Genomic DNA, 12,677 nt, shown 5'->3' with positions numbered 1-12,677 from the left:
TGGACGAATGCCGGAGTGGCAGACTTTACATTCAAGAATACCTATTGTATACTACTTTAGGTTAAATCGGAATGATTCTTATAATTAAAGGTGATGCGCTGACTATGCAATCAATTATAGAAATAAAAAAACTTTCTTATCGTTATGAAAAAGATGTTGTGCTAGAGGACATTAACATTACTATTCCAAGTGGTTCTTTTTTAGCGATTGTCGGTCCTAATGGATCTGGAAAATCCACATTATTGAAGTTGATTTTAGGGTTATTAAAGCCGCAAAAAGGGGACATCTTTTTATTCGGTAAGGAAATTAATAAGTTTAAAGATTGGCAAAAAATTGGCTATGTTTCTCAAAAGGCTAATTCCTTCAACACTGGTTTTCCTGCTACTGTATTTGAAGTTGTCGAGAGTGGTTTAACCAAAAAGCTTGGGATGTTTAGGTTTTTTAAAAAAGAACATGCGCAAAAAGTAATCGAAGCCTTGGAGGCAGTCGGTATGGAAGGGTTTAGCAACAGAAATATTGGTGAGCTCTCTGGAGGTCAGCAACAAAGAGTTTTTATTGCACGAGCCCTCGTTAGTGAACCAAGCCTCCTCATTCTGGATGAACCTACGGTAGGCGTTGATGCCGAGAATGTTAATAATTTTTATCAAATGCTGGGTGATTTAAATAAAAGTCATGATATTACCCTTTTATTGGTTACTCATGATATTGGGACGATTTCGGAAAAAGTCTCACATGTTGCGTGCTTGAATAAACATTTGCATTTTCATGGGGAAACAATGGAATTTGAACAGCTCCGGGCTGATGGTATTTCTAAAATTTATGGCCATGATGTTCACATGCTAGACCATCATCATGAGCACGGAGGCGTTGTAAAATGATTCAAGGAATTTTTCACTATGAATTTTTACAAAATGCTTTTTTAACAGGGCTTATGATCGGAATTATTGCCCCGTTACTAGGAGTATTTGTTGTAGTAAGAAGACTATCGTTAATTGCGGATGCACTCAGTCATGTTACTCTGGCAGGCATAGCAGCGAGCCTGCTTCTTGAAAGAAATGTTGCGATGATGGCAGGAGTAAATCCACTATACTTAGGAATGGTTTTTTCTGTTGGGGGATCACTATTCATCGAAAAACTTAGGGGCGTCTATAAGCACTACCAAGAACTTGCGATTCCAATTATTCTCTCTAGTGGTATTGGCTTAGGGGTGATATTTATTTCGCTTGCCAATGGTTTTAATACTGATTTGTTTAGTTATTTATTTGGCAGTGTTTCGGCAGTTAGCAGAACCGATTTATGGGTCGTATTTATTATCGGTATCTTGGTAATTTTAGTGATTATTTTATTGTATAAAGAGCTTTTTTTATTATCCTTTGATGAAGAACACGCGAAAGCCTCAGGGATAGCGGCCAAAAGTATTCACTTTATTTTTATTGTGATGGTGGCCTTGGTAATTGCAGCTTCTATGAGAATTGTCGGAATTTTGTTGGTTTCATCTTTAATGACGTTACCTGTAGCAGCCAGTATAAGGCTAGCCAAAGGATTTAAGCAAACTATTTTTTTATCTGTCCTTTTTGGTGAAGTGTCAGTACTTGGCGGCTTGTTTACTGCGTATTACTTAGATTTAGCTCCCGGTGGAACAATCGTTATGATTGCTGTCCTTATCTTAATTTTTTCTATTTTTTATAAAAAATTCTTAATTCGTAAGGGGGTGCCGTCAGGTGAACGTTAATGAGGCAATCCAATACTTAAAAGAAAAAGGATTTAAACAAACTGGTAAAAGAGAAGATATGCTTCAATTGTTTGCTGACAGTGATAAATATTTAACGGCTAAGGACGTCTTGGATCAGCTTAAAGATGATTATCCAGGTCTGAGCTTTGATACTATCTATCGTAATCTTTCCTTGTTTGTGAATATGGGGATTCTTGAGATGACAGAATTATCAGGAGAGAAACATTTCCGTTTTACATGTTCAAGACATCACCATCATCATCATTTTATCTGTATGACCTGCGGAAAAACGAAAGAAATTGAAACTTGCCCAATGAACGACTTAAGTGAAAATTTAAAAGGATACGATATTTCAGGTCATAAATTTGAGATTTACGGTCTTTGTCCTGAATGTCATTAAAAAACAGCTTGTTTGCATACAAGCTGTTTTTTGTATCTAAAATTAAATGCTGGAACTAACCATTTCCCTGTGGACCTGCTGCTTTTCCCAGTTTTCTACCCAAATATAAGCTTCTTTCCAGTTATTAACCCGGATGACACCCTTTGGAAGAGGATCTTGATTATATGGTGTATCAAATAATATGACAGGAATCTGACACTCTTCATGGATCATTACAGCATTATCGTGTTTATCCTCAAAAAAGATATCAACCGAATGCTTTTTCACTGTGGCTACTTTGTCATGTGATCCAATTAATTCAATGTGGTCAAAGGTTAAGCCTTTATCAAGGAACCATTGGATGGTTACATCGAGTAAATGGGAGCCACGTGCACTAATGAAAAACAATTCATGCTCTTTTTCCCATTTATTTAAGACTTTTCCCGCTCCTTCAGCGAGAGGAGAGCCTTTATAAATCATGGGTTCATTTTCAGAAAACCATGTGGCGAACTCTTTTTCTGAAACATTTACGAATGGAGTTAATTCATATTGATTAACGTCCTCATACATAATATTCATGTCAAATGCTTTATTAATAAAAGGGATGATGGATTTGGGGCATGTAACCGTTCCATCAATATCGATTCCAAACCTTTTTCTCATTTTTGCTCTCACCTTCATATAGCTTTTAGGATTCTCCTTTTAGTTTACCAAAATTGAGTGGTCAACGGGGGAAAAGAAACAAAAAACTAATTTAGGCAAACATTAACATACTAAAAAGCAGATAGAGGCGAACAATAATTAATGCTCCTATTACTGAAAGTGAGGGATTAGGATGGCAGATGAAAGAGACACGAAAGTGCAGGAAGCTCTTCAAAGTGCAAATATTGGCCAAGATATTCCCAATTCTCCTACATCATATCGGGAGGAAACAGCATCAGAAATTGCCGCACCTATTAGGGCTCACTACACATTGAAAAAAGATGACAATAATCCTACGATTGGTGCTTCTGTTCCGATACGATCTTCAGAATATAGGGAAGAAACAGCAGCGGAAATAGCTGCTCCTGTTCCACTTATTCGAAGAAAGGAACAGACGGGGCAAAAGGAAAATGCTGCAGGTGGTACAGGTCTAGGAACGCTTGCTTTGGTGCTTTCGATTTTATCACTGTTTGTATTACCTATTCTTTTTGGAGCTGCAGGTATTGTGTTAGGTTTTGTTGCCAGAAGGAGAGGGGCCACAGGGCTAGGCGCCTGGGCCATTGGTATCGGTGCAATATCAATTGTTATTGGTATCTTTATTCTTCCGTTCTTTTAACACAACCTGCATAGGAGCAAAAAGAAACCCGGTGAAAATACCGGGTTTCTTGATGTTAATTCGTAATTTTATCTTCCTCTGCTTTTTTCTGAAAATATTCTTCGGCAATCTGGTCAATTTCTTTTTTCAATTCTTCAACTAATTGCGCTTCAGGAACCTTGCGGACGATCTCACCCTTCCTGAATAATAACCCTTCACCTCGAGCACCGGCAATGCCAATATCGGCTTCACGGGCCTCTCCAGGTCCGTTAACGGCACAGCCTAAAACAGCTACTTTGATCGGAGCTTTAATTTTTTCAATGTATTCTTCGACTTCATTTGCAATACTAATGAGGTCAATTTCAATCCGGCCGCATGTCGGGCAAGAGATCAATGTGGCCGCGTTAGAAGAGAGACCGAACACCTTTAAAAGTTCTCTAGCAACTTTTACTTCCTGAACTGGGTCTGCACTTAAGGAAACACGTAGTGTGTTACCGATTCCCATGTGTAAAATAGTGCCTAAACCTGCCGCACTTTTTATGCTGCCTGCAAAAAGGGTTCCAGACTCAGTAATCCCAAGATGAAGGGGATAATCGAATGCTCTCGATGCCTTTTCATAAGCTTCAATGGCAAGATTTACATCAGAGGCCTTCATGGAAACAATAATGTCATGGAAATCTAAATCCTCAAGAATTTTAATATGGTGTAGCGCGCTTTCGACCATACCATCTGCTGTTGGATATCCGTATTTCTCTAAAATTCTCTTTTCGAGTGAGCCAGCATTTACCCCGATTCGGATGGGAATGCCTTTTTCCTTCGCGGCTTTTACGACAGCCTCGACTTTTTCCCGTTTTCCGATATTACCGGGATTGATTCTGATTTTATCTGCTCCGCCTTCAATTGCTTTAAGAGCCAATTTATAATCGAAATGAATATCGACAACAAGTGGAATGTTGATTCTTTTTTTGATTTCAGGAATGGCATTCGCAGCCCGTTCATCCGGACAAGCCACCCGAACAATCTGACAGCCAGCTTCTTCAAGACGCTTTATTTCAGCAACGGTTGCTTCAACATCATGTGTTTTTGTTGTGGTCATACTTTGTATAAATAATTCGTTACTCCCGCCAATCGTTAAGTTACCAACTTTAATTGGTCGGGTTTTTGTGCGGTGTAATATTTCACTCACGTGTAATTCGCTCCTTCAAAATGGGATTCGAATAAGGTATATAAAAACAATCCGACTCTATTTTATCAGCCTTTCACTATTTTTGACAAGAATAAGCACTATCCTCTTTATTTTGAGTAATCAGGGAAATGATATGTAGACCCGATTTGAATTTTTTCTGGAGTCTCCCCAGGATTTAATTTTCGAAAGTCCTCGATTAAGTCGGAAATCGATACCGGAAGTGATTTATCCAGTTGATGTTCCACGATAGATAGCACTGTTTCACCTGGTTCAACTTGTGCTTCGAAAGAAGGGATGTCTGTTTCTGTTTTCAACTCCTTATTTTGTGTTTCGATTTTAGCATCCACCTGCTGTGTGAATTGGGAAGGCAGGGTGCCAACAGTTAAATCAATATAAATTACATATATGATTAAAACGGCTAATAAGAAACCAAATAACTTTTTCATCGGACAAGCCTCCAAATAGACAGTTTGTACATTGGTATGCTTGTCCAATTGGAAAAAGAACGAGTTAATAAAAAAACGCCCGCTATGGGCGCCTCTTAGTTCACTTTTTTTGGTTTTGGAATTTCATTAATGGCCAGGTATAAAACGATGATCACAACAAACCAATTAATCAAGAAGCTGTTAGGAACGGTTGTTTTAATTGCCGCCATAATGGTAAAAAACAATGTTGGTAATGTTTCGCTGTATGCAGCCATTCGCCACAACTGCCGGTAATTTAGTTTCCTACCTAAAAGGTTCTTTAATAATAAACCAATTAGAGCTAAAACCGTTACCTCGATAAAACTGCCAGCACATGCAAACAAGTAGATAAACACAGAAACCACAGGGATTATTATCCATTTTATTCCGCCAATTGTGTTAATAAAATCCACAATGTCTCCCTTTGCAATGTTTAGCCCTTCTAACATGGAATAGGGATATGTATCAAATCGGCCGCCTGCAGCTAAAACAAATTGATCTTTTAACATGGCAAAAGAATTTCCCTCATCTTGGATATCATCTGCAGAAATAGCTCCAGTTGGGTCTAAAATAATAGAAAAATCATCCTTATTTAATGTAATGGGCACTTTAGTATCGGCTGTTAGATGCCCGTCTTGAATTGAAAAATCAGGTAATTCGTCAGTAATAATGGTTCTTGCCGTATCGACACCCGTGGTAAGTGCGGTACTTAAGTAAATTACTGACGGCAGAATCGAAATTAATGTTAAGAAGAAAACAAATAATATTGTTTTTCCTATCCCTTGGAATCGAAATAAGGCAATATCTTTAGGAGAGTAGATACTTTTATACAATTGCTTGAAAATATTCATAATGACCACCTTTATACATTAAATCACAAATGATTGCTTCAGCATCTATTGTATCTTTAGTAAAGGTTATATACAAGAATGACAGCAACTCAATTTTATATTTTGAAACCTATTCCAAGTTTTAATCGTATGAAGGAAAGTGTAAACTGTATAAAATATCTAGAAAAAGTTTTATGAGGGATGGATAAAATGGAATTGGTCTATTGGAGCATCATCATTTTGTTATTTATTGTTGCATTTGTTGGTCTGGTGTATCCGATTGTTCCAAGTGTGTTATTTATATTGGCAGGCTTTTTACTATATGGAGTCTTTTTTAATTTTCAACCCTTTCGATGGTACTTTTGGTTGATTCAAGGTTTGTTTATTGTACTTTTATTTGTTGCCGACTATATTGCTAATATGATTGGAATTAAAAAATATGGAGGTTCCAAGGCCGGAATCTGGGGAAGTACGATAGGGATTATCGTTGGACCATTTGTTATCCCTTTTTTAGGAATCCTTATTGGTCCATTTATCGGGGCAATAGGCGCTGAATTAATCTTCAACAAAAGAAATTTCACTGATAGTATTAAAATTGGTTTTGGCTCGGTCATTGGATTTATAAGCAGTGTTATAACAAAAACAATCATACAAATCCTTATGATTGTTTATTTTTTCATTTTAGTCTTGTAAAGAAGCCACCTTTCTGGGTGGCTCAGATTGTCGAGAAAGGGTCGTTTTCTCGGTAATTTTTTATTTTGTCTGAATCTAAAATCCCGATTTTTATTAATTGATTGTCCCTGCTAAAGGGCCTGTTGATTTCCGCTCCGGGCACTCGCTTTCCGCGGGGAGGTCCTGGAGCCTCCTCGGCGCTTTGGCGCCTGCGGGGTCTCCAGTGACCTCTCTATCCCGCAGGAGTCGAGTGCCCTCCACTCCAATCACCAGGGAGGCAAATTAACTTAAAGCATTGCAATATACTTTTTTTCTAGTCCTACTAAATCTTCTGGAACAAGTTCATAAATTGACACAAATTCATATTCACTTTGGCTCAACTCTTTTGGCATAAACATTGATTTCACTAATTCTTATTATTTTTTATATGAGTTGAAGTTCTTTATTGAATACTACACCGTTGATTGGAGCGGAAGGCGCGAAGACTCCTGCGGGAGTACGGGGCAGGGGAGACCCCGCAGAAGCGAAGCGACGAGGAGGCTCCCCGGCACGCCCGCGGAAAGCGAAGCGCCTGGAGCGCAAATCAACAGACAAGGTGAAAATCCTATTTATTAATATTATTTTAACAAATTAACGCGGTGGATAATTTAAGGAAGAGAATAAAAAAAGGCTATCGAAAGTTTTTCGACAGCCTGAGCCACTTATATGGGTGGATTTGTTTGGTTAATTTAATCCGCAAATTTCAAAGGAACAATTTTGACAGTCAACTTCTTCTTTTAAATAGTTGAGTTTTTTTATAGTAAACTTTTGATTATCGTAGGTAATGATCTCTTTCTCGCGAAGATCTTTTAAGGCTCGTTGAATTACTTCACGCGTCCCATAGGTTAAATTAGCTAATTCCTGATGTGTTAAGGGCAGATCAATAAGAATTCCATCTTCTGTCTTAATTCCATAAGTATTAGATAAGCGGATGAGGATAGAATATAAACCGCCTTTTTTACCATTCATAATTAGGTCTTGGCATTTCATTTGTGCCTTTAAATAACCTGTACTTAGCCATGCAACAAGAGCGCTCATTGCTTCTGGATCATTTTTAATAAATTCTTCAAATTGCTCCTTCTTGATAAAGATCATTTCACAATCTGTCATCGTTTTTGCGTAAAATTGATAATGAGGAGATGGTTTGAAAAGTTGATACTCTACAATTAATTCCTGGTCATTTAAGATTTTTAAGATAAAATCCTTGCCGCGTAAATGAACTCTTCCAAGTGAAATACTTCCTTTAAGCAATAAGAAAACATACTGGGCAGGGTCCTTCTCTTGAAAAAGAACGGAACCGGCTTTAATCTTTTGAATTGGTTCTTTTTTTTCGTAAAAGTAAACTAGTAAATTATATATAGAATTACTACTTTTCTGCATAGAAAATCACTCCTTGGCACCCTTCTCTTTGATTAAAATAAATTATTAACAAGGTGTCAATAGAGCCTTTACATGAATTGGTAGTGACAAAAGTCGGATATGACAAAAATCGTTGACAGATTGCCCTTCGGTTGAAAGGTGACAATTTTTCGAATCATTGTTAGGAACGGTAGTGGATTACGTTTTAGTAAAATTTAGAATAAAATCCTTCATTACGGGTATGGTATTTATGTTAAGAGCCTAAGCATTATATTTGAAACTGAGTACTGACTTTGGTATCTTAAAAAGGGAAGCTTTAGAAATATTCAAAATTCTAAGGCTGAAAAAATTACCATATACATAGGAGGAATAATCATGGCATTTGAATTACCACAATTACCGTATGCAGAAAACGCACTTGAACCACATATTGACAAAGAAACAATGAACATTCACCACACTAGACATCACAACACATATGTAACCAATCTAAATAACGCTTTAGCTGGTAATGAAGAATTACTTTCTAAATCAGTTGAAGAAGTTATTGCTAATTTGGATGCGGTTCCAGAAGCTGCACGTACAGCAGTTCGTAACAATGGCGGCGGTCATGCTAACCATTCATTATTCTGGCAAATCCTTTCTCCAAATGGCGGCGGTGCACCTACTGGTGAATTAGCTGACGCAATCAGCAGCAAATTTGGCAGTTTCGAAAGCTTCAAAGAAGAGTTTGCTAAAGCTGCAACTACTCGTTTCGGATCTGGTTGGGCATGGCTATCTGTGTCTGGCGGAGAATTAGAAGTTTCAAGTACACCTAACCAAGACTCTCCATTAATGGAAGGTAAAACGCCAATTCTTGGTCTTGATGTATGGGAGCATGCTTACTATTTGAAATATCAAAACAAACGCCCAGATTATATTTCCTCTTTCTGGAATGTAGTAAATTGGGATGAAGTTTCAAAACGTTACAGCCAAGCAAAATAATAGCAATGGTAAGAAGGCAGCTTAAGCTGTCTTCTTTTTTTTGGATTTGAATAAGTGAATAAGAAAAACTTGCTTGTTAAAGACTACCCATAAGATAAAGGGGAGTTTTTTATGGCAAAAAAATTTAAGATTCTAGGTGATGTTAAACTAACAAAAGATTTATCACTTTTGCTGATTATTGGTGGGTTATATTCATTAAGTATTGCTTTATCCAATACTTTTGTAAATATTTATCTATGGAAACAAACGGGTAAGTATTCAGATATCGCCCTTTTTAATTTATCGATTGTTGTTTTACAACTGCTCACGTTCATTTTGGCTGGCAGATGGGCCAAGAAAATTGACAGGGTGATCGTGCTTAGAATCGGTGTGATTTTTTTAGCGTTATTTTATGTAATGGTTTTAATAGCTGGCACAAAGGCTTCTACTTATTTACTTTTATTAGGGAGTCTGTTAGGAGTAGGTTATGGGTTTTATTGGCTTGCCTATAATGTGTTAACATTTGAAATCACCGAACCAGATACGAGAGATTTTTTTAATGGTTTTTTAGGGATATTATCGTCTGCGGGTGGAATGATTGGACCAATCGCTGCTGGAATCATCATAACTAGATTTGACAAATTCACAGGATATACCATTGTTTTTGGGATGTCGCTAGCTTTATTTGCACTTGCGGTTTTTATGAGTTTTTCATTGAAACCACGACCATCGGCAGGAAGCTATTGTTTTATACAGATTCTTAATGAAAGAAAACAAAATGAAAATTGGCGACTGATAACAAACGCTAACTTTTTCCAGGGACTGAGGGAAGGGACCTTTGCATTTGTGATATCAGTGCTTGTTTATATTTCGACGGGAAGTGAACTGTCTTTAGGAACATTTGGTCTCCTTAATTCAGGAATATCATTTATAGCGTATTATCTTGCGTCAAGGTTAATTAAACAAAAGTTTCGAAAAAAAGCGATTCTTATTGGTGGACTTATCCTATATGCGTCTGTCCTGTTAATTGTATGGGACGTGAATTTTGTCAAATTGTTAATCTATGGTGGGATGATTGCAATTGCCTATCCGCTTTTGCTCGTCCCATATATGTCCACTACATATGATGTGATTGGAACGGGTTGGAAAGCGGCAGAAATGAGGATTGAGTACATTGTAGTTCGGGAAATATTCTTAAATTTGGGAAGGATTGTTTCTATATTATCCTTTTTAGCTGCTATCACTTGGTTTAATGCAGAAATCAGTATACCAATCCTACTACTTGCTTTGGGTGCTGGACACACATGCATCTATCTTTTTATTAAAAGAGTACATTTACCAGCACCGTAATGCGATGAGTATTTTATTTACTCACCGCATTTTTCATTTTTCACTGAGGCTTTTATGCTGAAAATGGTAAGGGTTTTTCATAGATAAAAGCGGAATTATCCTTTAAAATAGAGAAAGTGACTTTAAGCCGTGAAAAAAGGAAGTGTTTATATACCTTGAATAATAAAAAGAAAAAAAAGAAGGAACATGTGCCCTTTCGTTTAAACATGTTATTCTTTGTCGTGTTTTTGCTATTTTCTATCCTTATCCTTAGACTTGGTGAATTGCAAATCGTATTTGGTGATGATTTTAAACGTGAAATTGAACGTACGGAAGATATTACTGTTAATAACCCTGTACCAAGGGGGAAAATGTTCGACCGCAATGGTAAAATCATTGTTGATAATACACCCTTGAACGCGATTACTTACACAAAATATCAACAAACCACCCAAAAGGAAATGTTGGAAAGCGCGGCAAAATTAGCAAAAATCATTAACAAAGATACATCGAAAGTTCCTGTTCGTGATAAAAAGGATTATTGGATTTTAAAACATCCCAAAGAAGCAAAAGCAAAAGTTACGAAAAAAGAATGGGCTTTATATGAACAAAAAAAATTGGATGATAAGCAAATTTATAAGCTTCAGATTGATCGAATAACTGAGGATGAAGTAAACAGTATTATTGGTGAAGATCTTGAAACACTTGCTGTCTATAGGGACTTTAATAGTGGTTATGCCCTGACGCCTCAAATTGTTAAAAATAAAAATGTTACACCTAAAGAATTTGCGATTGTTAGTGAAAACTTAGAAAACTTACCTGGTGTTGATACAACAACTGATTGGGAACGAAAGTATGTTTTCGGTGATACATTAAAATCCATATTAGGAGATGTAACTTCCTCCGAAGCAGGGATTCCCAAGGAGCAATTAGAAAAGTATATGGCCCGTGACTACAGCCGTAATGACCGAGTTGGAAAAAGTTATCTCGAATTAAAATATGAAGATGTATTGCATGGTCAAAAGGCAAAAGTGAAAAATGTAACGGACAAGTCCGGTAAAATACTCTCAACTGAAGTAGTTTCGGAAGGAAAAAGGGGTAAAGATCTTGTTTTAACCATTGATATGGATCTTCAGAAGAAGGTAGAAGATATCATTGAAGAAGAAATGTGGAGTGCAAAGCAAAAACCAAATACCTCCCTTCTAGATCGAGCCTTCGTCGTTCTAATGGATCCACATACCGGTGAAGTCCTATCACTGGCTGGAAAACAAATTGGTAAAGATAAAAAAGGAAAAACAGTCATGAAGGACTTTGCAGGAGGAAATATTACCACTTCTTATAACGTTGGGTCAGCAGTTAAAGGGGCGACGATATTAACTGGATATAAAACTGGGGCAATACAACCAGGCTCTACACAACTAGATGAACCATTGAGAATAGCAAGCTCACCTGTCATGTCTTCATGGAGGACATTTGGCAGGATAAATGATTTAAGGGCACTACAGGTCTCCTCCAACGTATATATGTGGAAAACTGTTATTGCTATGGCTGGTGGCCAGTATAGACAAAATCAACCGTTGCCATTAGATTATTCTGCCTTTGATACTATGCGGCAGTCATTTAGTCAGTTTGGTTTAGGTACGCGTACAGGGATTGACTTACCTAATGAAATGAGCGGCTTTCCAGGTCCTGAAAGGACTCCTGGTTTACTTCTTTTCCTTTCGATTGGTCAATATGATACATATACACCAATCCAACTCGCACAGTACGTCTCCACAATCGCAAATGGTGGGAATCGGATCCAGCCGCATCTGGTTAAGGAAATTCGCGAACCAGAAATGGAAAATAATGAATTGGGTCCAATTGTCGAGGAAATTCAGCCGAAAGTATTAAATCGTTTAGATATGAAGCAATCTTGGATTAAGCGGGTTCAAGAAGGTTTTCGGATGGTCATGCAGGTGGGTGACGGTACAGCTGTAAGTTACTTTAAGAGCGCAGATTATCACCCTGCAGGAAAAACGGGAACAGCACAGGCGTTTTATGACGGCGCTGATAAGTCAAAGCGTGGGGCTGAAGTAATGAACCTAAGTCTCGTAAGTTTTGCACCGTCTAATAATCCAGAAGTGGCAATGGCTGTTGTCGTACCGTGGGCATATCAAGGGAATAGCGGTCCAAGTATCAATAATTTAATCGGCCGAAGAGTCTTGGATGCGTACTTTGACTTAAAGAAAGAACGTCAAAATACAGAAAAAAATGCAACCTCTGATCAACAGGAAGTAAATAACGAATAAACCCAAAACATTAGTCAAGCTGATCATTAATATTACTGAAACACCTGTCTCAGATTGAGGCAGGTGTTTTTTATACTTTTAAGTTCTACTTTGCATTAATCTAACGCACTAAGGACAATTTATATATAGAAAATAT

The 12,677-nt window shown here is 37.4% G+C and carries 13 protein-coding genes; 8 read left to right on the top strand and 5 right to left on the bottom strand.

What is annotated here, in order from left to right; genetic code table 11:
• The first annotated feature begins 104 nt into the window (after positions 1-104).
• The 3 genes from CCK98_RS24650 to CCK98_RS24640 are packed head-to-tail and all read left to right on the top strand — an operon-like array spanning position 105 to position 2,132.
• Positions 105-878, top strand: a complete 774-nt coding sequence (locus CCK98_RS24650) for a metal ABC transporter ATP-binding protein (RefSeq protein WP_088089003.1) — start codon at positions 105-107, stop codon at positions 876-878.
• Positions 875-1,732: a metal ABC transporter permease gene (locus CCK98_RS24645; protein WP_088089002.1), complete on the top strand. Its 858-nt coding sequence runs from the start codon at positions 875-877 to the stop codon at positions 1,730-1,732. The genes CCK98_RS24650 and CCK98_RS24645 overlap by 4 nt, the downstream gene beginning before the upstream one ends.
• Positions 1,722-2,132 carry a Fur family transcriptional regulator gene (locus tag CCK98_RS24640; RefSeq protein ID WP_088089001.1) on the top strand — a complete coding sequence of 137 codons (411 nt, stop codon included), beginning with the start codon at positions 1,722-1,724 and terminating at the stop codon, positions 2,130-2,132. Before CCK98_RS24645 ends, CCK98_RS24640 begins: the two co-directional genes overlap by 11 nt.
• Positions 2,133-2,174: 42 nt before the next feature.
• Here CCK98_RS24640 and CCK98_RS24635 read toward each other — a convergent pair whose 3' ends face one another.
• Entirely contained in the window at positions 2,175-2,774 is a 600-nt protein-coding gene (locus CCK98_RS24635) for a hypothetical protein (protein WP_088089000.1), read from the bottom strand.
• A 172-nt stretch (positions 2,775-2,946) separates the two neighbouring features.
• On the opposite strand from CCK98_RS24635, the gene CCK98_RS24630 reads away from it, so the two are divergent.
• A complete protein-coding gene (locus CCK98_RS24630; protein WP_088088999.1) occupies positions 2,947-3,429 on the top strand; it encodes a DUF4190 domain-containing protein in 483 nt (160 codons plus the stop codon).
• 55 nt (positions 3,430-3,484) lie between these two features.
• Here CCK98_RS24630 and ispG read toward each other — a convergent pair whose 3' ends face one another.
• The 3 genes from ispG to CCK98_RS24615 all read right to left on the bottom strand — a co-directional run bounded on the left by ispG (position 3,485) and on the right by CCK98_RS24615 (position 5,909).
• Positions 3,485-4,585: a flavodoxin-dependent (E)-4-hydroxy-3-methylbut-2-enyl-diphosphate synthase gene (gene ispG / locus CCK98_RS24625; RefSeq protein ID WP_179196035.1), complete on the bottom strand. Its 1,101-nt coding sequence runs from the start codon at positions 4,583-4,585 to the stop codon at positions 3,485-3,487.
• A gap of 116 nt (positions 4,586-4,701) precedes the next feature.
• Entirely contained in the window at positions 4,702-5,040 is a 339-nt protein-coding gene (locus CCK98_RS24620) for a hypothetical protein (RefSeq protein ID WP_088088997.1), read from the bottom strand.
• A gap of 95 nt (positions 5,041-5,135) precedes the next feature.
• Positions 5,136-5,909 (bottom strand): DUF1189 domain-containing protein, encoded by a 774-nt coding sequence (locus tag CCK98_RS24615; protein WP_088088996.1) that lies wholly within the window; start codon positions 5,907-5,909, stop codon positions 5,136-5,138.
• 189 nt (positions 5,910-6,098) lie between these two features.
• On the opposite strand from CCK98_RS24615, the gene CCK98_RS24610 reads away from it, so the two are divergent.
• Positions 6,099-6,581 carry a DUF456 domain-containing protein gene (locus CCK98_RS24610; RefSeq protein ID WP_088088995.1) on the top strand — a complete coding sequence of 161 codons (483 nt, stop codon included), beginning with the start codon at positions 6,099-6,101 and terminating at the stop codon, positions 6,579-6,581.
• A gap of 702 nt (positions 6,582-7,283) precedes the next feature.
• Here CCK98_RS24610 and CCK98_RS24600 read toward each other — a convergent pair.
• Entirely contained in the window at positions 7,284-7,979 is a 696-nt protein-coding gene (locus CCK98_RS24600) for a Crp/Fnr family transcriptional regulator (RefSeq protein WP_088088993.1), read from the bottom strand.
• 354 nt (positions 7,980-8,333) lie between these two features.
• Here CCK98_RS24600 and CCK98_RS24595 point away from each other — a divergent pair, with 354 nt between their 5' ends.
• The 3 genes from CCK98_RS24595 (at position 8,334) to CCK98_RS24585 (ending at position 12,541) form a co-directional block, all read left to right on the top strand.
• Positions 8,334-8,942, top strand: a complete 609-nt coding sequence (locus CCK98_RS24595; protein WP_088088992.1) for a superoxide dismutase — start codon at positions 8,334-8,336, stop codon at positions 8,940-8,942.
• A gap of 111 nt (positions 8,943-9,053) precedes the next feature.
• Positions 9,054-10,271 carry an MFS transporter gene (locus CCK98_RS24590; RefSeq protein ID WP_088088991.1) on the top strand — a complete coding sequence of 406 codons (1,218 nt, stop codon included), beginning with the start codon at positions 9,054-9,056 and terminating at the stop codon, positions 10,269-10,271.
• A gap of 206 nt (positions 10,272-10,477) precedes the next feature.
• Entirely contained in the window at positions 10,478-12,541 is a 2,064-nt protein-coding gene (locus CCK98_RS24585; protein ID WP_088090538.1) for a penicillin-binding protein 2, read from the top strand.
• Positions 12,542-12,677: the final 136 nt, after the last annotated feature.

It is taken from the genome of Bacillus sp. OV166 (assembly GCF_900177675.1).
Classification (GTDB): domain Bacteria; phylum Bacillota; class Bacilli; order Bacillales; family Cytobacillaceae; genus Neobacillus.
Note: the sequence above shows the minus strand (reverse complement) of the source record. Positions and strands in the feature narration are given on the sequence as shown.

Bases quoted from the DNA above. Each gene is read 5' to 3' on its own strand.
- CCK98_RS24650 (WP_088089003.1), top strand. From the start codon at position 105: ATGCAATCAATTATAGAAATAAAAAAACTTTCTTATCGTTATGAAAAA.
- CCK98_RS24645 (WP_088089002.1), top strand. From the start codon at position 875: ATGATTCAAGGAATTTTTCACTATGAATTTTTACAAAATGCTTTTTTA.
- CCK98_RS24635 (WP_088089000.1), bottom strand. From the start codon at position 2,774: ATGAGAAAAAGGTTTGGAATCGATATTGATGGAACGGTTACATGCCCC.
- CCK98_RS24630 (WP_088088999.1), top strand. From the start codon at position 2,947: ATGGCAGATGAAAGAGACACGAAAGTGCAGGAAGCTCTTCAAAGTGCA.
- CCK98_RS24620 (WP_088088997.1), bottom strand. From the start codon at position 5,040: ATGAAAAAGTTATTTGGTTTCTTATTAGCCGTTTTAATCATATATGTA.
- CCK98_RS24615 (WP_088088996.1), bottom strand. From the start codon at position 5,909: ATGAATATTTTCAAGCAATTGTATAAAAGTATCTACTCTCCTAAAGAT.
- CCK98_RS24610 (WP_088088995.1), top strand. From the start codon at position 6,099: ATGGAATTGGTCTATTGGAGCATCATCATTTTGTTATTTATTGTTGCA.
- CCK98_RS24600 (WP_088088993.1), bottom strand. From the start codon at position 7,979: ATGCAGAAAAGTAGTAATTCTATATATAATTTACTAGTTTACTTTTAC.
- CCK98_RS24595 (WP_088088992.1), top strand. From the start codon at position 8,334: ATGGCATTTGAATTACCACAATTACCGTATGCAGAAAACGCACTTGAA.
- CCK98_RS24590 (WP_088088991.1), top strand. From the start codon at position 9,054: ATGGCAAAAAAATTTAAGATTCTAGGTGATGTTAAACTAACAAAAGAT.
- CCK98_RS24585 (WP_088090538.1), top strand. From the start codon at position 10,478: ATGTTATTCTTTGTCGTGTTTTTGCTATTTTCTATCCTTATCCTTAGA.